Origin of the sequence: Shewanella holmiensis (genome assembly GCF_025370255.1) — a bacterium.
In the GTDB taxonomy this organism is placed as follows: domain Bacteria; phylum Pseudomonadota; class Gammaproteobacteria; order Enterobacterales; family Shewanellaceae; genus Shewanella; species Shewanella holmiensis.
The window spans coordinates 22,948-48,975 of the sequence record NZ_JAMTCD010000014.1 but is presented as its reverse complement, the minus strand read 5'-3'; the positions used below and the strand labels follow the sequence as shown (position 1 = coordinate 48,975).

Sequence of the window (26,028 nt, the reverse complement as noted above, 5' to 3'; positions counted from 1 at the left end):
TAAATGCTTTAATCTTTAATAAGATTAGAAGTCGTAACGTACGCCCACAGAGAATACGTTGTCATCTTTTAAATCAGTTTTAACGTTGGCATCTGTAAAGTCACCTTCGTACATTGCATAGTGAGCAAATACTAAGGTTGATTTAGCGATACGATAGTCAGCACCAAGAGTGATATTTTGTACGTTGATATCATCAGCACCTGCTTGACCTAATGATTTGTAGTACTTACCAAAGCCAGCTTCATCTTGACCATACTCTACTTTTAAGTTTACACCATTTATGTTGTAAACAGCATTAACAAAGTAAGTGTTCCCGTCGATGTCACTATTAGTTACGCTTTCTGAGTTTTGGAATAAACCACCAATTTTAAAGTCGCCTAACTTAACTTGACCTACAGCGCGGTATGCATCAACACCACCGATAGCTTTATTGTAAGCTCCCGCTAAATAGTAGCTATGCTTAGCTAGTGCTTTGTCACCTAATGTAACGCTTAATGCATATTGAGAATCATCAGAATCTTGATTATCTTCCATTAAGTATGTTGCATTTAAGGTAAGTAAGTCAGCAATAACTGGTGAGTAGTACCAAACACCATCTGCACTACGAGTTTGACCACTAACCAAACGGTCTACGTCAGCGTTAGTGTTACCAAATACGTCTACACCACCTTCAGCTTGCTTGAATACTGTGTCATTACGACCCACTAAAAGTGAACCTGCAGCAGTTTTTAAGCCTAAGAAAGTATTACGAGCTTTAAAAGTATCACCAGAACCAGAGGTGTTTTCTACTTGGAATTCCATTTGGTATAAAACTTCAACACCATCAGCAATCTTTTCGGCACCTTTCACACCCACGTTTGAAAAGTTGTTTTCAAAATAAGTACCACTTTCGCCTACAGTAACACCATTGGTGCCGCTCTGTAAGGTTGCGCCTGTATCGGTAGTAGTTACAGCAAGCTCTAAGCGACCATAAAAGTCAGGGCCGTCAGCAAGTGCACCAAATGAGGTGATTGCTAGTATTGATGCCACTGATGCAGATAGTAAGGTTTTTTTCATCTTTCATACTCCCAGAACAAGATGTTCTATGATTCCATTTTAAGAATGGTTTTAATATTGACTTATGCCGTAAACGACTATGTAACAATCTAGTATGGGATTTTACAGTTTTGAAGATGACAAATTGTGGTATAGATCAAATTTTTTAATCTTGAGTTAAGAATTAACGCCTAAATGTGACCGGTTAGATCATTTGTTGCCATTATTAACACCTTGATAGCATTTTCTACTATTCAGGCTGTGATTGTTAAAATAACATTCTGTATCGTCGAGGTAGCATTCAAAATGGGGTAGATTGTGATAAATGTACGCTAGCTAAATAGCAGTTTGTGTGCCAGGTCAGTACGGCTCTCCAGTTAGATACAGATATAAAAAAAGCGGCCAACTTGGCCGCTTTAATCAAGAAGGTTTAGTCTTTAGAAATCAAGACGAAGACCAACAGTAACGATATCATCGTTAAGATCTGCGCTGAATGTATCAACTAGCATATCGCCATCATATTTAGTGTAATGACCGTACACTAACGTATTTTTGCTTAAACGGTAGTCTGCGCCTACGCTGAATTGTTTTAAATCAACATCGTTAACATTGGCTAGATTGTCATTGTTTTGACCAACAAAACGGCTGACATATTTGCCTAAACCTGAATCATCATGACCGAAAGATGCTTTAAATTTCCAATCACCCATTAGGTACGCACCGTTGATAATATAGCTATTACCTTTTAGGTGTTCTAAATCGGCATCGTTGCTTTCGCTGTGTTGGTATAGACCACCCACAATGAAGTTACCAAATTTACCCTGAACAACACCACGGTATGCTTCGATGTTGCTGATACCATCTTGATAGGCTGCTGCAGCATAGAAATTATGTGATTTTAAGGCCTTATCACCTAATGTTGCACTAAGGGCATACATAGAATCAGCAGAAATCTTGTTACCTTTTGCATCAACATGGTTATCATCCATCAGGTAAGTTGCGTTTAAAGTGACTAAATCAGCAAGTTTTGGTGAGTAATAACTGATGCCATCCGCTTCACGGTTTTGGCCAGCAACTAGTAAGTCAATATCTGAGTTGGTATTGCCGAATAAATCAAAACCACCTTCTGCAGATTTGAATACCGTGTCGTTACGACCAACTAATGCAGTACCCGCAACGGTTTTTACACCAATAAAGCTATTACGCGCGGCAAAAGTGTTACCTGAATTATCAAAGTTAGATACGCCGAATTCCATTTGGTAAAGAATTTCAACGTCATCGTTAATTTTTTCAGAACCCTTTACGCCCAACCATGAAAAATTATTTTCAATGATGGTTCCGTCTTTTTGGTTCTGGGTTGCAACACCTAAGTCTGAATTGGTGAATGCTAAATCAGCGCGGCCATAAAATTGAGGACCTGAAGCGAGTGCACTAAAAGAGGTTAACGCGGCACATGAAAGGATTGCACTCGTGATTAGGTTTTTTTTCATTTTCATCTTCCTTTATAAAGGTAGTGATTATTAGATGGTCTGAAGACCTATAATTACCAGGGCTATATCAGCACTAGCGGATATTTTTAAGCGACATCAGTCTGACATAAAAGTTTTAGCAAAAGTGCGCTTTATTTAAAAAATATATATTTTTCAATAAATTAGGTGGTATATATTAACTGGCGCGCAACGGTCGTTTTACTAAAGTATTGCAATGCAACTCAGTTTTTTTGCTAATTGATAACCTTTGGGTAATCTTATTTACTAAGGTTTCTTTGACTAGCGAGGTTTTTAGCGGACGGTTATCGCCGATTTATAAACCTTGAGCATTTAGCTTTACTGATGAGTCAGTTAAAATAGGCGACTGGAAAAAATGAGCTATTTTTAGGGTATCAAGATGTTGTCAGAAGCATATGTAAATCGATTTGCGGGTATTGGGCGTTTGTATGGACAAGCGGCATTGAATACCTTTGCTGAAGCACATGTTGTTATTGTGGGGATCGGTGGTGTAGGAACATGGGCCGCTGAATCGCTAGCTAGAAGCGGCATTGGGCAAATGACTCTTATCGATTTAGATGATATTTGTGTCACTAATACCAATCGTCAAATTCATGCTACTGCAGACACAATTGGACGGTCAAAAGTTGAAGTAATGGCGCAACGTATTTTGGCTATTAATCCTGAATGTAAAGTTAATGAGATTGAAGACTTTGTTACTTTAGATAACCTCAATGATTATTTCCCCCGCCAAGATCCTCAACATAAAACCATTAGTTACGTGGTTGATTGTATTGATGCGGTTAAACAAAAAGCAGCGTTAATTGCCCACTGTAAACGGAATAAATTACCGCTGGTGACGATTGGTGGTGCTGGTGGCCAAACAGATCCTAGTCAAATTCAAGTAACCGATTTAGCAAAAACAGTACAAGATCCATTGTTGGCAAAAGTACGGAGTATTTTGCGCAAAGAATATGGATTTAGTAAAAATGTTCAACGACGCTTTGCTGTAGATGCCGTGTTTTCTACTCAGCATTTAGTTTATCCGCAAGCCGATGGTAGTGTATGTGCGACAAAAGCGACAGCAGAGGGAAGTATGAGAATGGATTGTGCTTCGGGTTTTGGCGCTGTCACTATGGTCACTGGCACCTTTGGCTTTATGGCAGCAAGTAGAGTGTTAGCAAAGTTAGCAGCCAAATAGTCACTAACTTTAATTCGCTAACGAATGCAAATCAAACAGCCTGTTGCACCACTCGCAGCCTTTGATTCACTCGCAATAGACTCATTACTGGCAAGTAAACTTGCTTTGTTATCAGTGTAAACCTTGGCTGTCAGTCATATGATTGAATCTTGTGTCAATCTTGTTTCTTACCTGGCTTAAGGTTTTAAAAGTGAGTCGCGTTGCTTGGTTAATCAATGGCTTGGTTAATCAATGGCTTGGTTAATCAATTGCTTGGTTAATCAATGGCTCGGTGATTAATCGACATTACCGTCATCAATAAAAACGCTGTCATCATTTAATAGTGGGTGCAAAGTATAGGGGAAACTGACAATAAACATAGGCCCACCTAAAGGAGAAAGTGGCTCAAAACGAATACTTCCCTGGATCAGTGTCGCTGCATTAAAGGCGGCCGCCAATCCTAACCCAATCCCACCTTTGTTACGGGTAGTAGTAAAAAAAGGTTCGAACATATGATCGGCCACTTCTTTGGGAATGCTTAAACCATTGTTTTGAATTTCAATGTTTATCATATCATTATCAATACAGGCATTTATGAATATCCGACTATCTTCTATTCCTCTAAAAGCATGGGTGTAAGCATTTGAAATAATGTTACCGATAATTTGATTGAGCAAATTAAGGTTACTATTTACCTCTAACTCAGCATCAACATTCATCTTGATATCAACGTGCTGTGGTGAAAACATAATCTGTGTGGAGTCAACAATGTCTTCGAGTTGCTGTTTGAGATTAAATTGAGTATTTTTTTCATGTCGTTGTTCAGCAGCGACGGTTTTGAATTTTTGAATTAAGGTGCTGGCACGGGTTATGTTGTTAACAATCAGTTGACAACTTTGTTGGTATTCTTCCAGTATTCGATTTATTTCTTCTAATGTAGCGTGTTCACTGTGAATAAGCTTAATGAGATCTTCAACATGCGACAACTGGGAGCTTGCCGCTGTGAGGCAAATGCCGATAGGGGTGTTAATTTCATGGGCTAAACCTGATACTAAACCACCAAGAGCGGCCATTTTTTCTTGCTCAACTAACACTTGCTGCGCGCGCTTTAGGATCAGTAAAGATTGCTCTAACTCTTTAGTTTGCTCTTTAACCTGTCTTGCTAACTCGTCTTTGTAACTACGTTCTAGCTTTAGTAAGCGTTCGCGATCTTCTAATGCATTTTGTAGGGCATTTTTAGATTCTTGCACATCAGCAAATGATGCTCGAACTTGTTGCTGCATGGTGTTGATCGCATTAGCAACTAAAGCAAATTCATCTTTGTCTTTATGAGCAAATTGCAATGGTTCGAATGGCTTTTCTAGGCTAATCCGGTCGCAATATTGACTGAGCTTTAATAGGTGTTGGGTAATATTCAGCCATACCAAGAAAAGAATGAAACCTGCCACTAAAAAAGTTTTTATCGCATTGGACAGTAAAATTAAAATGGCTTTGTCATAGAGTCGGTCGTAAATAATGTTTAAGTCAGCTTGAACATACAAAGTACCCACTTTTATATCGCTAGAATTGGTATAAATAAGATCGAATTGCTTTTCAATCGTGGAGGTTTGTTGGTATTTACCGGCTTGCCATTCTTGGCCGCTATCGTCTTTGATGGAAATATAGGTAATGTCAGGTAATTGACTTAAACCGTCTATCTGAGTGTTGATTAATCGCTCATCGATAACCCAAATACTGGCAGCGAGTACTTCTAAGTTTACTTTTTCAATGCTTGAGAATGCTCGGTCAATTCGGCTGACATCGCCATTGTAGTCATTGAATAGCTGATAAACAGTGGTAAGCAGAGTGATGAGAGAACTAAAAAGCACAATCGAAAGCATTAGCTTGCGACCAATAGGGCTAGTTAATAGTTGTCCTGAAAATCTTAGCATGGCATTTATTTAATTATTCTAAGTGCTTATATAAATAAGTTAGTGCATAAAAACGTTTTAAGCCACCTTTAATCTCGAAGTTTAATGCTCAATTTTAATTGTTTTTATATATCAATGTGGCATTACTTTTGCTTTAACACCGTAGGCGTTCAAAATTCTGACACTGTGGGTGGTATATGAAAGAAGTGATGATAAAAGCGATTAGCTTAAGCAATGCAAAGCGCACTTTTATGAGTGTGATGTTGTGGTTGGTCATTGCATGTTTGGCATTGTTATTTTCCCCGAAAGCCTTATTAGAAAAATTGGCTTTAGCTGAGGTCGTAACCCAATATAGTTTTATTATCGGGTTTGGGTTAATCGTTGGTGCAGCATACTTTTTAAGCCAACTCGTTAGCTTTGTTGCTGATGAATCAATTCAATATTTACGCCAAAAACGCACCGTTGAAACCATTGAAGCGAAAGTAAAGTTACTTGATCCTGCAGAACGCGCACTATTAAGAGAGTTTTTCCTTCAAGGTGCAACAATATTAGCATTACCGCAAAATGAGTTAGCGGTAAAAAGTTTATTGCATACTAATATTCTGGAAAAATTGGGTAACGAGCGTCATTACGCCATTCAAGGACCTACCGCTGAGTATAAGATTTCGATGGCGGCGAGAATTTACTTAAACCGTGATGTGCTGCGCTTACCAGCAGGGGAGCCAACTCAAGAAGAACTGTCACACTTACTTAAGGCCAGACCCCATTTTATCAGTGGATTAGTTCAACCGCGTAAACATGCCGCTTAATGAGGATTTTAGACTGATCAACGTTGAATTTTATATCAAATGAGCAAGAAAAAAGGGGCTAAATTAGCCCCTGAAATGGTTCAGTTTTACTTGAAAAACAGCAATTAAAAAACTAAGAACAAAGACTACGCAGCAAGCAAATTACTCATTATTGCCCGGTGCTGACTTCACAACGAACATCCACATTAAGTAAGAAATAATTCCCAAAGTACTGAAAATGACAATCATTGAGAGTAAACCAATTGGGTTACCGAACATTAAATCTAACCAAAATGCCATGATAAAATTCCTTGTAATTGTGAAGTCCTAGTTATCATAATGCTGAATTAAATGAACAAAACTGATCTCGATCAATGTTCCTGCCTATAAATGGGTATAGATGTGGTTTAAATGTGATCACTGTTACATTTGTATGGAAGTGATACTTGTCTGAAAGCAGAATTGTGATAATTGGCGCCTTTGAGGGGAAAGATACGATTGGAATTTAAGCGCTTGATATTTTTTGTTGGTAAAGTCTGGTTAAAGGGCTTGCCATTGTCATAAGCATGGGTATAATTCCCGTCACTTGATTGATACTGTTCAATTATGTGATTGTGCCAGTGTGGTGAAATTGGTATACACAGGGGATTCAAAATCCCCCGCCTTTAAAAGCGTGTCGGTTCGAGTCCGACCACTGGTACCACTTCTCTATTCAAAGAGAACACGAAACCGACATTTAGTCGGTTTTTTTGTGCCTGCAAAATATCAAATTGATATTCTTCCATTCATTATCACAGTTTATAACTTAGCCCCCGATTTAAACACTAATGCAAAGGGCTAGATAACTTTTCGAAGAAGTGAATAATACCCAGTATTAAAAACATCTGAATTAACAAATTCAATGACGTATCAATGGTATAAGTTGGCGTTAGACGCAATGCACTCATGGTTAATATGACTAAAAAATTTCCACCTAATAGTTTATAAAGTGCATATTGGGGCGCTGCAAATATCCTCCAGATCGCAAAGATATTGATGAAATAAAATAAGCCTAGTTGCCATAGTTCGGTAAAAAACGGCATGATAAACACAAATTCAGCCAGAATAATTGCACTTAGGGTTATGGTACCAAATACGATTGATTTCATTAGTCCTTTTGGCATCGTCATTATTGTCACAGAGAAAATAGCTGCCAATAATGGGAACAGATATCCACCCAATAATGGAATATAAATCCATAGGCAAAAGAAAGTGGCTATCATCACCATAACAACCGCCGCATCTATCAAACGTGACTTTTTAGATACTTTGGGTGTTAGTTTGTCTAAATCCTTCCAGCTATTTTTTGTCAATATTCCTGTTAGATTTTGATCATTTCTATTCGCATCTTTAAGATGCGAAATCTGTTGTTTGATCACAGTTAATTCATTTTGCGAGTCCGTATTTTGGCAATTTACTTCAGATCTAGCCGTTATGATTTGTTTCAGCGATATAGCGATGTCATAACTGGCTATGGTTGCAGTTTTCCATTTGTTTTGCTGATACTTGAGTTGATAACTCCCGTTCATTGGTAAGTCAATTATCGACTTCATTTTGGCGACCTGCTGAATGGTATTTTCAAGGTCTGATGTGATTCTTGTTAACTCTTCCTGAGTCATAGTTGCGGTTAATTTTGCGCATGTTTGTTCTAAGTTGGCTAACACTTTATTGAATAAATCAAAGAAGTATTGTTCAGTGCTATTTGGCCAGATAAAACGAAATACCAATGAATATACTATGACTCCTAAGACGTTTTCTTCCAGTCTTAGCGTGATCATATCGAACGTTGTTATATCATTAAAACTGCCAATAGCACTAATTAGCGAGCAGACCACAAAAGCCATTCTGAATATATAGCCATACTTCAGATTAAAAGCCATGTAGGTGGCAATCCCAGCGATAACAATATAAACGCTGATAAACAAAAAGCGCTCTTGGGATAAAAAGCTAATCATTAGCAATGCCAAGATAGCGCCGAACAAGGTGCCCAGTAGACGATCTCTTGCTAACTTTATCGAGTGGCTATAGGTCTCGTTGGCAGCCATTGCAATAATGGTAACGGCCGCCCAGTAAGGTTTTTCCCAACCAAAATACAATGACAGAGCAATGGTTAAGGTAAAACTTAGGGCAACCTTTATGGCATTTTTGGTTGAATAAGAAAGCATGCTTCTGATCTGCTAATTAAAGGGTAGTGGTTTTGATTATTTTGATTGATGCAGTAGTACCTTCTCTTAATTGAACATCATCAGAAATGTTTTCTAAGGTTAATTTTACCGGAAGTCGCTGTGCTAATCGTATCCATTGAAAATTAGGATTCACGTTAGGAAGTAAAGTATTACCAGTGCTGCCATCACTTTTTGCAATGCCGTAGCCGATACTGTCTACCTTGGCATTGATTGGCTCGTCAGAGTTCATCATTAATGTGACGATTGCTTTATCGCCCGCAATAACGCCTTGTAAATCTGTTTCCTTGAAAAATCCTTCAATCCAAAAGCTATTTTCATCAATAAGCGCCACCACAGGTGAATTTGCTACAACTTGAGCCCCTTCACGTAAATTTAGGTTAGTGATGAAACCGTCTGTTGGCGCAAACACTTTTGTGAAATTAACGTTTAACTGTGCTTCTTCAACTAAAGCTTCTGCTGAAGCAAGATTGGCTTTTGCGGTTTGCACGGCATTTTCAAAATTATTTAAATCCAATACAGATACCGAGCCTAGTTTGCGTTTTTCAAGAGCAGTTGCACGATTGTTTTCATTGATGGCTTTAGCTAATAATGCTTGGGCTTGACGCTGTTTTGCTAGGGCATTGTTAAGTGCAGCTTTATAAAGGCTAGGTTCAATTTCAAACAACAAATCGCCTTTTTTAACACGGCTGTTGTCGTCAATATTAACGTTTACAACAGGCCCGGTTACTCGAGGGGTAATTTGAATGATGTGTGCACGTACTTGGCCGTCACGCGTCCATGGGTTTTCTGAGTAAAGTTGATATTGAGTATAAATACCCACAATAGCAACAGAGGCAATGATAGTGGTGATTAAGTATCGAAACATGACGCCATGTCCTTTATCTGTTTTTATCTAATTGATTTAAATTGATTTATTTTGTTTTACGTGAGTCGTCAGCTATACAATTGTAATAAATTGGCCAATGGCTACCGTAAAGATGGCGACTAAACTCAATTCAAAAACAGCAGGTAAAGCTATCCATTTATAGCAGCCCATTTTAGTCAATATTTTGCTCGCAATTAGCATAAGTAAATAAGCGAGAGGGATGACCACAAGCAGTGGTGGCCCATATATTTCTCCAAATGTTATTTCATGAGGCATAGCGTTACCGTTTATAAATTAATATTTGATGGATGATGTTTAAAACTGGAACTTGCAGCTTAGTTACAGTCGCCTAAGTATCCGATAAGCTTACTTTAACGGGTAAGCTTGCAATTCATGAATCGCATATGATGTATCAAACCCTACATAACGATTGCTCTAGTCATAAATACTTGAGTTCAGTTAATTAAATCTCGTTGTTGCTGTTTTTAGTCAGAGAGGCCGAATCGTCTAAATGGAGGTAGTCGAGGGGATGGGTAAAGGTTTCAATGCTTTAGTTGATTATTTTGTGTGGAGTAAATGCGATAAGTTGATGTGCTGCCAAGTTGTTAGTGTTTTTCGGATGAACCTTTTACGTTATTGCTGTGCTGCTGTGCTGCTGTGCTGCTGTGCTGCTGTGCTGCTGTGCTGCTGTGCTGCTGTGCTGCTGTGCTGCTGTGCTGCTGTGCTGCTGTGCTGGTGTTTCAGAGTTATTATAAGCTTTAAATAAAAAACCAGTTGCCTAAGCAACTGGTTTTATTTTTACGAATTAACGTTTGGGTTTAGTGCTTACGACGACGTAATGCAGCTAAAGGTAGTAATAGTGCTGTTAACCAGCCCATTGAACCACCACCAGAGCTTTGCTCTACTTTAGCATTCACTGTAACAGTAGCAACACCTGGGGCACTTTCAGCACGACCATCTGACGCAACTACAGAGAATTTCAACACATGATCACCAGCAGGCGCTGTGAAGTTAATGCTTGGGCCACCATTTGCGAATGTAACAGCTGTACCTGAAGTTTGAGTCCAAGTATAAGTTAACTTGTCACCATCAGCATCTTTACCATTTGCTTTTGCTGTAACAACAAAGTTCTCTGTGCTTGTCATCCCTGTAGGTGCAACTGTAGGAACAGTATTGTTAACCATTACTGAAACCGTAACAGGTTCAGAGCGGTTGCCCATGGTATCCATTACGACAACAGAAGCAGTCATTGTTTCTGTTTGTTGGTCAATTACAGCTGATTCGCTTAGTGAGACAACACCTTTACTGTCGATAGCTATCATGTTTGAATCAGAGCTAGTAACAATAAACTCTGATATTGGGCTGGTTAGCATATCTGCGTCAGTTGCAACAACTTGGCCTAATACTAGACCTGCCTCAGCACCTTTATCAACGTAGACAACTAAATCTTCAGCTACTGGTGCAGAGTTGCCTTCATCTGTAGTGTTGGCAACAACTGACATTGAGCCATCTTCAGATAACAGCATATAACCCATTGAGTTATCACCAACTGAGCTGATTAGCATTGCGCTTTCGCCCGGCTTAAGTTCAGTAACATCATTGCCTTCAGCATCAACTAAACCTGCTGAAGCATCTGGAGCAACTAAACTTAAAGAGGTTACTACTTCATCACCTGTACCTGTAGATACCGGTGCCCAATCACTTTCTTCTACACGGAAACGAACGCTAATTGATTCGCCTAGATTGGTTTGATCAAGCCCTAAATCTTCAAAACACGCTTTAGTGGTTAAGAAATCATTACCTGTAACATGGTATGCAGGTTGTAAAGAACCGCTTGAAGTACCATAAGTTGTTACAAAACCATATAAAGAGCGCGGGTAGTCATCATTAAACCATTGTAGATTTACGGTTTTAGATGTGTAATCCCATACACCATCATTGTTAACATCATAATCTACGTTGTAGCTTGCAACTAACGCATGAGCAATTGGGTCACGCATTTGGAAAGTATTGTAAATAGCAATACCCGCACCACAAGATCCGCTACCAGCAAGTTCAGCAGAAGCATTTAATAGGTCGTGACGCAATGACATATCTTTTTTACTTGTTGCGATTAAAGGTGCACTAAATGGAGCTGTAATCGCAGTTGCACCAGTATTGGTGAATGTTCTTACAATGCCATCTTCAGTCACTTCAGTCACAACTGATGCTGCCGCTGCCGCTTTTGGTAGGATATGATAAACCACATGCAATGCATCGGTTTCACCATCCATAAACTTAATAGCGCCATCATATTCTGATAAGGTTAACGCATCAGAAGCTTCAGCCGCTGTACCATCTAATTCATATGAAGACGTGAGTGTCCATTCTGGTAATTTTGAAGGGTCAATAGTGACAGTTACGTCAAATGACTTAACTTGACCAGCTGGGATGCTTACAGAATCAGGTAAGGTAAATGAAACCGCGCCAGAATCTTTATCATTCATAAAGCGTTGTTCAGCCATTAATGAATAGGTTTTGTTGTCGCTTGAGAAGTTTTTAACCGTGATGGTTTTAGTCATCGTAGTCACTTCGGTTAACGAAACTAAACCAAATGCTAAGGCTGCCTGCATGGTATCTTTGTTCCAAGCTGCAACAGGTAAGTTAATTGCTTTTTGAACATCAACAAGACCCGCACCGATATAACTAATAGGTGCAAGTTCAGCATCTGGATTTAAACCACGAGGTTCTGCAGTAACATCTAAGTTAGCTGAGTTCATCATAGTGGCTTTAATTTCAAAGCCATTGCGCTCAGGAAGGGCTTCCTTAACGATACTCATTGCGCCTGCTGTAATTGGGCTTGAGAAAGATGTTCCGCTAATTGGAGTTAAACCATCACCTAAACCTGGGTGTGCAGTCATAATTGCAGTACCTGGAGCGGTAATTTCAGGCTTCAATGTACCAGCAATTGAAGGGCCGCGTGATGTAAATGTTGCAATAGCACCTGCAGTTAATACTTCAGTTGACGTAATAGAGTATTCAACTACACCATTTGCAAGCTCAGCTTTGATTGCATCGCCTTCTTCTTTTGAAATCATCACCGAAGGAATGGTAACGGCAGCATCGCTACCACCCATATTAAATGCCCCATCATCAGGTTTATTGTTTGCAACAATAACAAATGATGCACCTTGCTTTTGAGCGTTTAATACTTTTGAGGTAAATCCACAAGCGCCACGGTCAATGATTACCGCTTTACCGGTAAAATCTTCAGTAAAGGCAGCGCAACCATTGAAGTTTGAGGTTGGTAATACTAAAGGTGCATTGGTGTGGTTAAATTCAAATACATTGCTTTTGTTAAAACCAGCACTAAAAGCTGCTAATTCAACACCTGCAGCAGTTGCGTCTAACTTGCCTACTTTAGTTGTAGGGTGAGTCATAGCGCCTACAGATAGTGCATTGTTTGAAGTACTTGGACCGCCGACAACAAATGGTGTAGCGCCATCGTTACCTGCAGAAATAACTAAGTTAACACCAAGCTCAACCATTTCATCGATTAGCTCTTGAACTGCGCCACCTTTGGTATCACCAAAGTCACCGCCTAAAGACATGTTTACCGTGTCAACACGGTCTGAAATATCACCATCATCATTTGGATCCATTGCGGCTTCTAGTGCGTTTAATTGCGCTAATCCAGGGCAGCCTGAGTTACATACAGAATAAACAAACAATTCCACGTCTGGTGCAATACCAACGACTGAATGGCTTACATGGGTACCATGGTTAGTATTGACATCAATTGGGTTAGGATCATTATTCATGAAATCGTAACCGCCAATTACTTTACCTTGTGGCCAGTTAGGCATTTCTGCTTGAGCAGCTACAGCTGCGTTATAATCAGCAACATCACCGCTACCACCTAAAGCTTTGTGCGTGTAGTCAACGCCAGTATCTAAAACCGCAACACGTTGGCCTTTACCTGTTGCAATGCCCGCTTCAATTACTGGGGTCGCTGTCACGTAATCGGCACTATCAGCAACATCAAGTTGGTAATCATAAATGGGTAAAATGTCTGCAACATCAGGATTTGATAATAAACTTGTAAGCGTGTTTTTGTCTGCTTTAACAAGAATAGCATTGACCAATTTTGATGTTTTGCCCACAACTTGGACATTGGCATCTAACTGGCTAATAGCACTCAATACTTTTGCTTGAGATTGTTGAACATTGTTTAACGCGGCAGAAAAATCAGTATTTGAGAGTCTATTTTGCTGAGAAACTGATTGAGATGTTAGCTTTATCATCCAAGCAGAAGGAGTATTCTGACTTTTTTCCAATTTGGTCGCTTGAATACCAGCATACTCATTATTGGTTTGATTAGTTGTATTGTACTTATCTGCAGCGCCTGCGAAACATGCGCCTGATATTAGTGCCGCTGAAATAGCGAGTGATAGTTTTGTCTTCACAACGTCTTCCTTGTTTTTCAAGACACCCTCAAAATGATTACTGCAATCATCGAAAAACTGCAGATAGGTCGCGGGGTGCAATTGTAATGTTTTTATAATGCTTTTGTTGCACGCGTGGTGTGCAATGAACATTTTTATCACAACAAGGCAACAAATGTAATAACGCAGATGAAAAAACTATGCTTTTATTTTTTACAGAACTTCATGCTGCTCTTTCTAACTTATAATGATTTGCTCTAAGGTTTAACTGCCCTTACGATAGGGTTTTGCAGACTAATCAGCGTTTCGGTGGATTGTATTTCGTCAATCGATTGGATGCGGTTTATTAGCACATGTTGCAACCCATCAATAGACTGGCACATAACCTTTACAAAAATAGAGTAATTACCCGTCGTATAATAAGCTTCTACGACTTCATCTAAGGCGTTTAGTTTTGCAATAGCCGCAGGATAGTCACCTGCACTTTTTAAATTAATTCCGATAAAACAGCAAACGTCATAACCCAATGCTTTGGGATTGACACTGATTTGTGCACCGGTAATTATGCCTGCCTGTTTCATTTTTTCTACACGCACATGAATGGTGCCTGCACTAACAGAAAAACGCTTAGCGAGTTCAGCAAATGGGGTACGGGCATCTTCCATCAGCGCCGATAAAATTTGGTTATCAAGCTGGTCTCGTTGAAATGAGCTATCCACAGTAAAGTACCTAATATCTATTCAATTGGTTACTAATTTACGTCTTTTATTAAACTATTACTATTAAAATTACTGTTCGTTTGTGGGCTCGATAAATGATGGTAAGGTATCGAACGTCATTGGCGTGGCAGAATAAGGGTGCTTAATAGACAATTCTGCGGCATGCAGCAGTAATCTTGGTGCTAAGCTTTTTGCCAGAGGGTCGGCATAAAAGCCATCGCCTAAAATGGGATGACCAAGCGCCATCATATGCACTCTAAGCTGATGCGATCGACCCGTTATGGGAGTTAATTTTACTAAGGTTGAACGTTTGGCGTAGCTTATGACTTCAACTAGTGTGGTTGAGGCTTTACCAATAACATGATCCACTTTCTGTTTAGGCCGATTCGGCCAGTCACAAATTAGCGGTAGATCAACTCGGACCATAGACTGTTTCATATAACCTGCAATGCGCGCAAAATAGACTTTATGGGTTTCTCTATCTCGAAATTGACGCTTTAACTCCCGTTCAGCATTTTTCCGTAAGGCAAGTACAATAATACCGGACGTTGCCATATCAAGTCGGTGAACGATTTGTGCATTGGGGTGATCGCGCAATACACGCGTAAATACGCTGTCATGGTATTGGGCTTCTCTTCCTGGAACCGATAACAAACCAGAAGGTTTGTTTATCACAATAATATCTTTATCTTGATGGATGATATCTAACCAAGGATCGGTAGCTGGATGATAGATAAAATTGGCCATAACAGGTCTCTATTGCAGGTGGACGGCAAAGATACTGATTCACTTATGTAGATGCAAGCTTATATAAAGTAGCGAGTTAAGAAAAAGCATTGCCATTGACATGCATAATGGTAAAGGTCCAGACCACAAATGCTAATGGAATATGAACCAGCGCGTAAAAACATTGATCGAGTCGACTCATACCCTGTGCCAACCAAATCAAATAGCCGTGAAATACAATCACAAATGGAAACAACATCATTAATGGATAAAGTGCAAATGGACTAGCATCAGCAAAAATGCTGTGGCTTAGTATTGCCCAAAAAACCATAAATGCTGTGGTAATTGGTGGCGTAGCTGTACGGTATTGCTCTGGATAAGGGAACATCCTGTGTCCTTGATTGTAAAAGACTAACCTTTAATCTCTTTTTTACCATGGATAACCTTTCTATGCACCACGGAATAATGACGTAATCCAGCGGGTCCATGAGAAACTATAACCGATAACAACACCAGCGCGGTTATTATCTCAACTTGCCAATTCGAAAATGGCACCAGTAAAAACAATAACCCTACTTTGGCTAAAGTGAGCACGCCTTTTAATTGGATAAGCCAACGCCAATCCCGAATAATTTCCCATGCCATAAGCAATATGCCCGTTAACATGGCCATGATCCAATAAGTCAGCCAGGCATTTTTATCCACATGTAATAAAATTCCTCCACCTGCACCAACAACGCCGATGATATGTAGGGCCCTTAGCCCTGTCTTGGTTAAACGCTCAAACCAAAATCGTGTCTCTGATAGCGGTGACTGCTCAGTGTTGTTTTTGCTCATTTAGTTATTAACTGCTTATATAAACCATGACCTTATGTTAGCAACAGCGATAGAAATAAACACTAAGCAAGTTACATTTTTAGAGGTGTATCAATATGCATCTTTGCTAATGAGTGCGTTAGAACACAATTATAACCACTTTATAAGTAAGGTTATGTTTGTGTGATCTTGTTACCAATCTACCTCTTTAGAGGGTGTTATGTTACTACTAAGATTAATACCGTTAGGTAGGGGAAAACATATGTTAACAAACTCAACAAAATCGTTGCTGGCGCTGCTGATATCAGGTGCCCTTAGCACAGCCGCTTATGCCACACCCGAAAATTTAGCCGACTTTCATGGTGAAATGGGCAGTTGTGATACTTGTCATGTCAATAAAAAGGGACCAACTGACGATAATTTAACTTACGAAAATGCGCAATGTACCAGCTGTCATGGCACATTGAAGGAAGTGGCTGAAACCGAAAGAGAAGGGATTGTGTCGCCGCATCAATCGCACCTCATTGGTGATATCAGTTGTACTAGCTGTCACTCTGGACATGAAAAGTCAGTCACTTATTGTGATTCTTGCCATAGCTTTGACTATCAAATGCCTTTTGCTGGTAAATGGGAACGTGAGTTTGTGCCTGTAAATGCAGACAAAGATGCCCAAGATCAAGCCATTGCCAAAGGCGCTAAAGAAACTACCGATGTAGTGGTCATTGGTTCTGGTGGTGCCGGTTTAGCCGCGGCAGTAGCTGCGCGTAATAGTGGCGCTAAGGTTATTCTATTAGAAAAAGAGCCTGTCCCAGGCGGTAATACTAAGTTAGCCGCAGGCGGCATGAACGCCGCAGAAACTAAAGCACAGGCTAAATTAAAGATTGAAGATAAAAAACAAATCATGATAGATGACACCATGAAAGGTGGTCGTAACATTAATGATCCAGAATTAGTCAAAGTGCTTGCTAATAATTCATCAGACTCAGTGGATTGGTTAACGGCATTAGGTGCAGATTTAACCGACGTTGGCCGTATGGGCGGCGCAAGTGTTAACCGTAGTCACCGTCCTACGGGCGGAGCAGGTGTTGGTGCTCATGTTGCGCAAGTGCTTTGGGATGCAGCGGTCAGTAAAGATACCGATATCAGATTGAATAGCCGAGTGGTTCGTATTATCGAAGATGCATCTGGCAAGGTGACTGGTGTATTAGTAAAAGGGACCTACACAGGTTATTACCTGATAAATACCGATGCAGTTGTCATTGCCACAGGTGGTTTTGCTAAGAACAACGACCGAGTTGCCAAGTACGATCCAAGCTTAAAAGGCTTTAAAGCGACTAACCACCCAGGCGCTACAGGTGACGGTTTAGATGTGGCAGAACTTGCCGGGGCCGCAACCAAAGATCTTGAATATGTTCAAGCGCATCCAACTTACTCTCCTGTTGGCGGGGTAATGGTAACGGAAGCGGTACGTGGTAACGGCGCGATATTAGTCAACCGTGAAGGTAAACGTTTCGTCAATGAAATCACCACTCGTGACAAAGCTTCTGCAGCCATTTTGGCACAAAAAGGCGAAAGTGCTTACTTGTTGTTCGATGATTCAGTGCGTAAGAGCTTAAGTAAGATTGAAGGCTACATTCATTTACATATTGTTAATGAAGGTAAAACCTTAGACGAACTGGCTAAAAAGTTAAGCATGCCTGCACCTGAATTAACAAAGACATTAGCGTCTTATAATGAATTTGTGAAAAACGGTAAGGATGCACAGTTCGAACGCCCTGATTTACCAAGACAGTTAACAACAGCTCCGTATTATGCGATTGAAGTTGCACCAGCGGTACATCACACCATGGGCGGCGTAGCAATTGACACTAAAGCGGAAGTCAAAGGTAAAAATGGTAAAAATATTCCAGGTATGTTCGCTGCGGGCGAAATTACCGGTGGTGTTCACGGTGCTAACCGTCTAGGTGGTAACGCGATTTCAGACATTGTTACCTTCGGACGCATTGCTGGTGAGCAAGCCGCTAAGTATGCCAAAGAAAATTAACCCAAGGGCGTTACAGTCACTTTGATTTTAAACCAATATCCGCAAGCGAGCCCAGACATGGGCTCGCTTTTTTATAGGAGGATTAAGGTAAAGGAAGCAATGCTGGATCACATTTACATTTGTTAAATGACGACTGTTAACGACAAAAAAGACCTATTCGCATACACTAGAGGCAGAATTAATTTTGCTGGCAACTCAGGGGAAAGCGCCCTAAGTTGTTAAGCCTTTTGAATGTAGGACATGCTATGAGAATTGGATTTTTTAGCGCAAAACCGTATGACATTCGTCATTTCGATCGCACCAACGAAGCCTTTAATGCCCAAATAGAATATTTTGACTATCGCTTGTGCATGCAAAACGTCAAGCTTGCTGAAGGCTTTGAAGTGGTCTGTGCCTTTGTAAACGACTCATTATGTGAAGAAGTGTTAGTTGAACTTGCCAAAGGTGGTACTAAAGTGATTGCCATGCGTTGTGCGGGTTTTAACAACGTTGATTTAGTGGCAGCGAAAAAATTAGGTATCCAAGTTGTGAATGTGCCAGCTTATTCACCAGAGTCAGTGGCTGAGCATAGCGTGGCATTGATGTTGACGCTTAATCGTAAAATTCATAAAGCTTACCAACGTACTCGTGATGCTAACTTTGCTTTAGCAGGTTTAGTCGGCTTTAACATGTTTGGTAAAACCGTGGGTATTATTGGTACCGGTAAAATCGGTTTAGCAACCATTAAGATACTTCAAGGTTTTGGCTGTAAAGTATTAGCCTATGATCCTTATCCAAACCCATTAGTGCTTGAGCTTGGCGTTGAATATGTCAGCTTAGATGAAATTTACCCTGTTTGTGACATCATCAGTTTACATTGCCCTTTAACCGCAGAGAACCATCACTTATTAAACCAGCAAAGTTTTAATAAAATGAAAGCAGGTGTGATGGTCATTAACACGAGTCGGGGTGGTTTACTTAATGCTATCGATGCCATGGAAGCGCTCAAAGAAGGCCAATTAGGTTCGTTAGGATTAGATGTCTACGAAAATGAAAAAGGGCTATTTTTTGAAGATAAATCAAGTGAGATCATTCAAGATGATGTCTTCCGTCGATTATCGGCTTGTCACAATGTGATTTTCACTGGGCACCAGGCATTTTTAACCGAAGAAGCGTTAAATGCGATAGCCTTAACGACCTTGAATAATGTTCAAGCACTGGCGTTAGGTGAAAAATCGGGTAATGAGCTGTGTTAACTTGCATTGAATATTGATAAATTGGAGCCTACGGGCTCCATTTTTTTGCAAGAGACACTATGATTATTTCAACTCAAGTACATGATATTGCCACGCCAACAGGCACTATGCGCACTACGGTCTTTCGTCCAGAACAAGCCGGTCAATTTGCCAGTGTCATTTTTTACTCTGAAATTTTTCAATTAACCGCGCCCATTGCCCGAGCAGCTGCAATTTTGGCGGGGCATGGTTTTGTGGTACTCGTGCCTGAAGTATTTCATGAGCTTAATCCAATAGGCACGGTACTGGCTTATGATGAAGCAGGCAAAGATAAAGGTAATCAGGACAAGTTTGCTAAGCCATTAGAACAGCATGATAGTGACACCCAGGCCTTGATTGATTTTGCTCGTTCACAATCTTACTGCACCGATAAAGTCGGCGCTATGGGGGTGTGTATTGGTGGTCATCTTGCATTTAGAGCCGCTTTAAACCCAGATATTAAAGGGGCATTTTGTTTATATGCCACCGATATCCATTCAAACACTTTACCTTGTAAACCGCAAAATGATTCATTGAGCCGTGCAGGGGACATTAAAGGTGAATTAGTGATGGTATTTGGCAAACAAGATCCCCATGTGTCAGCTGCAGGTCGTAAGCAGATATACCAACAGTTGGAACATGTGAATGCTAATTTCAGTTGGTTAGAAGTGAATGCTCAACATGCATTTATGCGCGATGAAGGCGATCGTTACGATCCTGCGTTAGCATTACAAATGTATCTGCAATCAGTGGCCTTTTTCCAACGTATATTGAATTAGCACCCACCTCGGATGCTAGTACAGGTAAGCATTACATTCGCGGTTGAGAGTTCACCTACGTTTATTTACCTCTGCTTATTATGGCTGGGGCATTAAGATAAACGCATGATTGGAGCCAGCCAATCCTGACGACATCTGCTTAACAGAAAAGGCGCGTAATGCGCCTTTTCTGTTAGGTGTAAATCATTCATGGTTACTTTAAGCGTTTTGGAATAATCCGTTTGCTGGTGGGCTTTTTCTTCGCAACATTGTCATTTGACAGTTTAATCACCCCTTTTTGCAGCATTAAGCTATTTGGATAGGTCATCACGTCGCCTGAGTCGCGTTTAATTAAGATATGAAACAGCGATATTTCAACAATGATGCCAGACATATCTTCATCTTTATCGACAATTTTTATGCGATCGCCAATGCGGTAAGGGAATACAAAAAAGATCAATACCCCTGCCGTAATGTTACTTAAAATCGACCATTGGGCAAATAAGGCCACCCCTAAAACGGCAAAAGCAGAAGAGACGAACAGTGATACTTCTTGATAACCCAATCCTAATGAAATCGCGATAACCGATAGGGTGACAAAAAACATAAAGTATGAAATGAGTCGGGTGACTAATCGACTTCGCACTTCGTTAACCTGCTTTTTAATAGCTTGGGTTTTTATCCACTTTTTCAGTTGATGTTGAGCGATAATAAATACGCCTAAATACAACAACACCATCACAATTTGATTCAACATAACCAGCCCTAAAGTAATACTGTCTCACTACCTCTATATGATCCGGTATAATACAATCTTTGCATTATTTTGGCTTGCTGAATTTAGATCTTGTTGAACTTGCGATGTTTTTTGTTAGGCGTTGAACGACGTTTATAACAAGTAGTTCCTTGCTGCTGTGCTATTTACTTTTAGAGGATGTGCAGTAGAAAAGCTCAACTAATTTGCTCTGAGGTGGGTAACAAGACGTTATTTATAGCTAAGTGAATTTGACTTAGATTTGCCAAGCAGCATTTCGCGTGATTCGATTACCCTGCTTTTTAGCACACCTCTGAACAGTAAGACTTAACCGCTCGGTTAATAATTGAACAACAATGTGGAGTTATATGTCTGATTATAAAGTGTTACATACCAGTACGGATGAGTTTGGTGACCTGTTTGTACTTGATGATGGCCACTTTCGAGTTTTATCATTTGGTGATAATGACGAGCAAAGTAAAATGGATAAAACTGAGCCGCATGTGCCTCAACATACATATGTTCAAGCTATGTTGACGGTGCTAATGGCTAAACAGCCTAAAAGTGTCATGATTTTAGGGTTAGGCGGCGGCGCATTAGTACATGCGCTGCGCCACTATGATGCGGCGATTAAAATCACTGCAGTGGAAATTCGTGAGCAAGTTATTCACGCGGCTAAACGATTTTTTCAACTGCCAACAGGTAAAAAGTTAACCTTAGTTCACCAGGATGCTAATCACTTTATTAAGGCGGGTGACTTTAAGAAGACCGACATTCTATTTGTTGATATCTACAGTGAGAAGGGGGTAGACCCTCAATTATTGTCTGCCGAATTTATCCTGTACTGCCATCAAGCACTTAAATCTGAAGGGATATTAGTACTGAATTGCTGGAAAGAGCATCGTAATAACTCGGCATTATTGAGCCATCTTCAACAACATTTTAGTCATGTCGAAGCTTGTTTAACCGGCGGGGGTAATTGGGTGGTATTTGCCACCAATCAAAGCCAGGGGTTAGCGGCTATGGGCAGTAAAGCCAATCAACAAGCTTTAAGTCAGGCCATAGGTGTGAATGTCGCAAGGGTGTTAACTCGTTTTGAACCTTGGAAGTAATAGCGGGGTGAATCTATCTATTACAAATCAGGCAATTACTTAGCAGCATGAATAAATCGATAACCCAACTCAGTTAAATCAAAAAACCGATTAAGATAATAGTTTTTATCCGTTATACATAATTAAGCTACCAGCGTATTCTAACTCCATCGAATGACGGCACAATGTTTAAGTGAATACAAACTCTCACTTTAACGCCGCATTACAACATCACTTAGTTAATTACAATGGAGTTAATCATGTCACAATCAATTATCAATAGCACTATCAAGCCATTCAAAGCGACTGCATTTCACAACGGCGCATTTGTTGACGTTACTGAGCAAGATTTATTAGGTAAATGGTCTGTAGTATTTTTCTACCCAGCTGACTTTACCTTTGTATGTCCAACTGAATTAGGCGACATGGCTGACCATTACGAAAAGCTTCAAGCAATGGGCGTAGAAGTTTACTCAGTATCAACTGATACCCACTTCACTCACAAAGCTTGGCATGCAAGTTCAGACACTATTAACAAAATCACTTACCCAATGATCGGTGACCCAACAGGCACTATCACACGTAACTTCGGTGTGATGATCGAAGAAGATGGTTTAGCACTGCGTGGTACGTTTGTGATTAACCCTGAAGGCCAAGTAAAAGTTGCTGAAATTCACGACTTAGGTATCGGTCGTAGTGCATCAGAATTAGTTCGCAAAATCCAAGCTGCGCAATATGTTGCTAGCCATGATGGTGAAGTTTGCCCAGCTAAATGGCAACCAGGTGAAGAAACATTAGCACCTTCTATCGACCTAGTGGGTAAGATTTAATTCTGACCTCCTCTTGTTAGAAAGCGTTATGTCGCCAGTTAATGCCCCCCTGCATTAACTGGCAACCTTCACCTTTATTCGGTTATACAAACTTAGTTTATTTCCTTCATCTTGTTCATCTTTAGGAGTTGTTATGTTAGATGCCAACGTAAAAAATCAACTGAAAACTTATCTGCAGAATCTTAAACACCCAGTTGAACTTGTGGTATCTGCAGATGACTCAAAAAAATCTGCAGAGTTAACCAGCCTGGCTCAAGATATTGTCGATAGTTCAGCACTGGTCAGTAGTATTGCAGTACAAGGTCAGCGCACGCCAAGCATGACTGTGATTAATCCACAGCAAAACACCAGTATTACCTTTGCTGGTTTGCCAATGGGTCATGAATTTACCTCTTTAGTATTGGCGTTATTACACAGCGGTGGGCACCCTATTAAGTTAGAGGCCGACGTTATCGAACAAATTCGCAATTTACCGGGTGAGTTTCATTTTGAAACTTATGTCTCGCTCAGTTGTCAAACTTGCCCTGAAGTCATTCAAGCATTGAATATGATGGCAGCAATCAATCCTAATATCACAAACGTGATGATTGATGGTGCATTATTCCAATCTGAAGTTGAACAGCGCAACATATTATCTGTGCCATCAGTGTATTTAAACGGCGAAGCATTTTCAGTTGGTGCTATCAGCGTCGCTGAAATTTTAAATAAACTGGATAAAAACGCTGCAGGCCGAAAAGCTGAGCAGTTAAATAAAAAATCTGCCTTTGATGTATTAGTGATTGGTGGTGGTCCAGCGGGTGCATCAGCGGCTATTTATGCTGCGCGTAAAGGTTTAGCGACTGGAATTGTGGCCGACAAATTTGGCGGTCAAGTTGCTGAAACTGTTGGCATTGAAAACTTTATTTCGGTGGCAAAAACCGAAGGTCCTAAATTAGTCGCCAATCTTGAAAACCACGTTAAAGATTATGATGTAGACGTGATGGAAAACCAAAAGGCAATTAAATTAGCTGCGAATGGTTTATTTGATGTTGAGCTTGAAAATGGCGCAACATTACAAAGCAAAACCGTATTACTGGCAACAGGTGCCAGATGGCGTGAAATGAATGTGCCTGGCGAAAAAGAATATCGCGGTAAAGGAGTGGCATATTGCCCACACTGTGATGGTCCATTATTCAAAGGTAAGCGTGTTGCTGTTATCGGTGGCGGAAACTCAGGTATCGAAGCGGCAATCGACCTCGCTAATATTGTAGAACATGTGACGGTACTGGAGTTTGATAGCAAATTACGAGCAGACGAAGTATTGCAACGTAAAGCAAAATCAATGGGCAATATAACCATAATTACTCAAGCGCAAACCACACAAGTCAATGGTGATGGTACTCGGGTTAATAGCTTGACCTATACCGATCGTAAAACAGGTGAAAGCCATAATGTCGTTTTAGCCGGTATATTTGTGCAAATTGGTCTGCTCCCTAATACCGAATGGTTAAAAGGCGTAGTCGATTTAACGCCTCGTGGAGAGATCATCGTTGATGCGCGCGGTCAAACGTCTATTCCGGGGGTATTTGCTGCAGGTGATGTCACCAACACACCTTATAAGCAAATCATTATTGCCATGGGGAGTGGTGCAACAGCTTCATTGGGCGCTTTTGATTACTTAATTCGTCATTCAGAGGCTACCGAAGAACAGGCCGCCTAATTTAGGTTACAATACAGCTAAACCGCGTATGAGTTTTACGTGAACCTTTAAGCCAGCATCATTGCTGGCTTTTGTTATTTTTAGGGATAATTTTGTTAATTAACTCGGTAGTACATACACTTGTAATATTAGACAAATAGGTGAAATATCATCATGACTTTTGACGAACAGCTAAAATTAGAAACTCAAATTTATTTGAAGAAAAGTTTTCATGGATTGACAGCGTTATCATTAGGCTTATTACTTTTACTGTTGCTCAGTCGACCCGTGTTTTTATATCGGGAAATACCACTCTCGACTATGTTGCTAGCCATGCTCCCTTTATTGTCCATTATCGTTTTCTTTAGCCCTGTTAATAAATTGCTGTTTAGGCGTGATGATTCAATTGAATTATTGTTTGTGGCATTATTTTTCAGCTGGTTGATATTTATTTCATCATTGTTATTTTATTCAGTTAACTTTATTCATGCCGCCACTTCAATTATTGATATTTTAGTTTTAGCATTTGGCATCTCACTACTGCCTAGTCGCAATATGTTTTTTAGTAGTGTTGTAGTGCTATGTGCTTTTCATTTAGGCATTAATTTTATCTATATCTCAGGTGTGGATATTGATGTATGGGCTGATAGCTTGCGCTTAGCATGTTTTGTGTTGATTCTTTTGGCTGGGCATAAGGTGAGCGAAAAGTGGTTTAAACGAGCAATAACAAAAGAAGTAGATAACCAACGTTTGATCAAAGAATTAGAAGAATTATCAACGCAGGACGGTTTGACTAAAATTGCCAATAGACGTCATTTTGATAATGTTATTAACCAAGAAATTGCTCATAGCGAAAGAACCAAGCAGCCGCTAGCGATTATTTTAATTGATATCGATTTTTTTAAAAAACTTAACGACAGTTTGGGGCACCAAGAAGGAGATAAGTGTTTAATTAATTTCGCCAATATGCTCAAAAATATTGCTAATCGCCCACGTGATATTTGTGCTAGATATGGTGGTGAAGAGTTTATATTATTACTTGCTGAAACCGATCTTGAGGGGGCGATTGTTGTCGCAGAAAAAGTGAAGCAGCAACTTGAACGATTAGCCATTGCGCATCCAGATTCAAGTGTCAGTGATAAAGTCACCGTTTCACAGGGCATTGCTGTGTTTAAATCGGGGATGTCTGAAGATCAATTATGTCATTTAGCAGATGAAAAACTTTATCAAGTGAAACGCACGTCTAGAAATTATTTTGCTTATTAAGTCGGCTCATTTAAGATAATCAGAAGTTTCAATTATTTAGTTTAGTTTATGTCATAATTGCCGATAAAAAAGAGTCATGGTAAAAAATTGAAGTTAAAGAACGATTATTTATCGTTTTTCTCATCAACACTGTGTCTGTTGACTATGATATACAGATATCGACGTTTTTTATGTGTGCC

22 protein-coding genes and 1 tRNA gene are annotated in these 26,028 nt (G+C 40.0%); 10 read left to right on the top strand and 13 right to left on the bottom strand.

The genetic code is table 11. The features are described 5' to 3' along the window. Positions 1 to 24: 24 nt before the first annotated feature. Together NE535_RS11725 and NE535_RS11720 are read right to left on the bottom strand one after the other, a co-directional pair. Complete coding sequence (locus NE535_RS11725) at positions 25 to 1,056, bottom strand: porin (RefSeq protein WP_261298826.1); 1,032 nt, start codon at positions 1,054 to 1,056, stop codon at positions 25 to 27. A gap of 416 nt (positions 1,057 to 1,472) precedes the next feature. Beyond that, positions 1,473 to 2,525 (bottom strand): porin, encoded by a 1,053-nt coding sequence (locus NE535_RS11720; RefSeq protein ID WP_261298825.1) that lies wholly within the window; start codon positions 2,523 to 2,525, stop codon positions 1,473 to 1,475. Positions 2,526 to 2,922: 397 nt separating this feature from the next. Between NE535_RS11720 and tcdA the strand changes: the two genes are divergently transcribed. Continuing rightward, complete coding sequence (gene tcdA, locus NE535_RS11715; protein WP_261298824.1) at positions 2,923 to 3,723, top strand: tRNA cyclic N6-threonylcarbamoyladenosine(37) synthase TcdA; 801 nt, start codon at positions 2,923 to 2,925, stop codon at positions 3,721 to 3,723. Positions 3,724 to 3,998: 275 nt separating this feature from the next. On the opposite strand, the gene NE535_RS11710 is transcribed toward tcdA, so the two are convergent. Next, positions 3,999 to 5,633 (bottom strand): sensor histidine kinase, encoded by a 1,635-nt coding sequence (locus NE535_RS11710; protein ID WP_261298823.1) that lies wholly within the window; start codon positions 5,631 to 5,633, stop codon positions 3,999 to 4,001. A 176-nt stretch (positions 5,634 to 5,809) separates the two neighbouring features. Between NE535_RS11710 and NE535_RS11705 the strand changes: the two genes are divergently transcribed. Next, entirely contained in the window at positions 5,810 to 6,421 is a 612-nt protein-coding gene (locus NE535_RS11705) for a superinfection exclusion B family protein (RefSeq protein WP_261298822.1), read from the top strand. Positions 6,422 to 6,562: 141 nt separating this feature from the next. On the opposite strand, the gene NE535_RS11700 is transcribed toward NE535_RS11705, so the two are convergent. Continuing rightward, on the bottom strand, positions 6,563 to 6,700 hold the full coding sequence (locus NE535_RS11700) for a DUF3149 domain-containing protein (RefSeq protein WP_188840902.1): 138 nt from the start codon (positions 6,698 to 6,700) through the stop codon (positions 6,563 to 6,565). Between the two features lie 316 nt (positions 6,701 to 7,016). On the opposite strand from NE535_RS11700, the gene NE535_RS11695 reads away from it, so the two are divergent. Then, a tRNA-Leu gene (locus NE535_RS11695) sits at positions 7,017 to 7,103 on the top strand. A gap of 121 nt (positions 7,104 to 7,224) precedes the next feature. Here the strand turns inward: NE535_RS11695 and NE535_RS11690 are convergent. The 8 genes from NE535_RS11690 to NE535_RS11660 all read right to left on the bottom strand — a co-directional run bounded on the left by NE535_RS11690 (position 7,225) and on the right by NE535_RS11660 (position 16,196). Further along, the gene (locus NE535_RS11690) at positions 7,225 to 8,604 is read right to left on the bottom strand and encodes an FUSC family protein (protein WP_261298821.1); all 1,380 of its coding nucleotides are present in this window, start codon (positions 8,602 to 8,604) and stop codon (positions 7,225 to 7,227) included. Between the two features lie 16 nt (positions 8,605 to 8,620). Continuing rightward, positions 8,621 to 9,490, bottom strand: a complete 870-nt coding sequence (locus tag NE535_RS11685) for an efflux RND transporter periplasmic adaptor subunit (RefSeq protein WP_261298820.1) — start codon at positions 9,488 to 9,490, stop codon at positions 8,621 to 8,623. A 72-nt stretch (positions 9,491 to 9,562) separates the two neighbouring features. After that, positions 9,563 to 9,766, bottom strand: coding sequence for a DUF1656 domain-containing protein (locus tag NE535_RS18755; protein ID WP_371931181.1), 204 nt, complete (start codon positions 9,764 to 9,766; stop codon positions 9,563 to 9,565). 542 nt (positions 9,767 to 10,308) lie between these two features. Then, positions 10,309 to 13,935 carry a S8 family serine peptidase gene (locus tag NE535_RS11680; protein ID WP_261298819.1) on the bottom strand — a complete coding sequence of 1,209 codons (3,627 nt, stop codon included), beginning with the start codon at positions 13,933 to 13,935 and terminating at the stop codon, positions 10,309 to 10,311. A 236-nt stretch (positions 13,936 to 14,171) separates the two neighbouring features. Then, positions 14,172 to 14,633, bottom strand: coding sequence for a transcriptional regulator AsnC (gene asnC, locus NE535_RS11675; RefSeq protein ID WP_188840899.1), 462 nt, complete (start codon positions 14,631 to 14,633; stop codon positions 14,172 to 14,174). 69 nt (positions 14,634 to 14,702) lie between these two features. Continuing rightward, a complete protein-coding gene (gene rluA / locus NE535_RS11670; protein WP_261298818.1) occupies positions 14,703 to 15,380 on the bottom strand; it encodes a bifunctional tRNA pseudouridine(32) synthase/23S rRNA pseudouridine(746) synthase RluA in 678 nt (225 codons plus the stop codon). A 76-nt stretch (positions 15,381 to 15,456) separates the two neighbouring features. After that, on the bottom strand, positions 15,457 to 15,747 hold the full coding sequence (locus NE535_RS11665) for a hypothetical protein (protein ID WP_261298817.1): 291 nt from the start codon (positions 15,745 to 15,747) through the stop codon (positions 15,457 to 15,459). A gap of 23 nt (positions 15,748 to 15,770) precedes the next feature. Beyond that, positions 15,771 to 16,196, bottom strand: a complete 426-nt coding sequence (locus NE535_RS11660) for a hypothetical protein (protein ID WP_261298816.1) — start codon at positions 16,194 to 16,196, stop codon at positions 15,771 to 15,773. 241 nt (positions 16,197 to 16,437) lie between these two features. Here NE535_RS11660 and NE535_RS11655 point away from each other — a divergent pair, with 241 nt between their 5' ends. The 3 genes from NE535_RS11655 (at position 16,438) to NE535_RS11645 (ending at position 20,251) form a co-directional block, all read left to right on the top strand. Continuing rightward, positions 16,438 to 18,219, top strand: coding sequence for a flavocytochrome c (locus tag NE535_RS11655; protein ID WP_261298815.1), 1,782 nt, complete (start codon positions 16,438 to 16,440; stop codon positions 18,217 to 18,219). Between the two features lie 245 nt (positions 18,220 to 18,464). Then, positions 18,465 to 19,454, top strand: a complete 990-nt coding sequence (locus NE535_RS11650) for a 2-hydroxyacid dehydrogenase (protein WP_261298814.1) — start codon at positions 18,465 to 18,467, stop codon at positions 19,452 to 19,454. A 59-nt stretch (positions 19,455 to 19,513) separates the two neighbouring features. Next, on the top strand, positions 19,514 to 20,251 hold the full coding sequence (locus tag NE535_RS11645; RefSeq protein ID WP_261298813.1) for a dienelactone hydrolase family protein: 738 nt from the start codon (positions 19,514 to 19,516) through the stop codon (positions 20,249 to 20,251). Positions 20,252 to 20,444: 193 nt separating this feature from the next. Here the strand turns inward: NE535_RS11645 and NE535_RS11640 are convergent, their stop codons facing one another. Then, on the bottom strand, positions 20,445 to 20,987 hold the full coding sequence (locus NE535_RS11640) for a mechanosensitive ion channel domain-containing protein (protein WP_261298812.1): 543 nt from the start codon (positions 20,985 to 20,987) through the stop codon (positions 20,445 to 20,447). Positions 20,988 to 21,352: 365 nt separating this feature from the next. On the opposite strand from NE535_RS11640, the gene NE535_RS11635 reads away from it, so the two are divergent. The 4 genes from NE535_RS11635 (at position 21,353) to NE535_RS11620 (ending at position 25,849) form a co-directional block, all read left to right on the top strand. Then, positions 21,353 to 22,096, top strand: coding sequence for a spermidine synthase (locus NE535_RS11635; RefSeq protein ID WP_261298811.1), 744 nt, complete (start codon positions 21,353 to 21,355; stop codon positions 22,094 to 22,096). 239 nt (positions 22,097 to 22,335) lie between these two features. Further along, positions 22,336 to 22,905: an alkyl hydroperoxide reductase subunit C gene (gene ahpC, locus NE535_RS11630; RefSeq protein WP_261298810.1), complete on the top strand. Its 570-nt coding sequence runs from the start codon at positions 22,336 to 22,338 to the stop codon at positions 22,903 to 22,905. 133 nt (positions 22,906 to 23,038) lie between these two features. After that, positions 23,039 to 24,604 (top strand): alkyl hydroperoxide reductase subunit F, encoded by a 1,566-nt coding sequence (gene ahpF / locus NE535_RS11625; RefSeq protein WP_261298809.1) that lies wholly within the window; start codon positions 23,039 to 23,041, stop codon positions 24,602 to 24,604. Positions 24,605 to 24,757: 153 nt separating this feature from the next. Continuing rightward, entirely contained in the window at positions 24,758 to 25,849 is a 1,092-nt protein-coding gene (locus NE535_RS11620) for a GGDEF domain-containing protein (RefSeq protein WP_261298808.1), read from the top strand. Positions 25,850 to 26,028 lie beyond the last annotated feature (179 nt).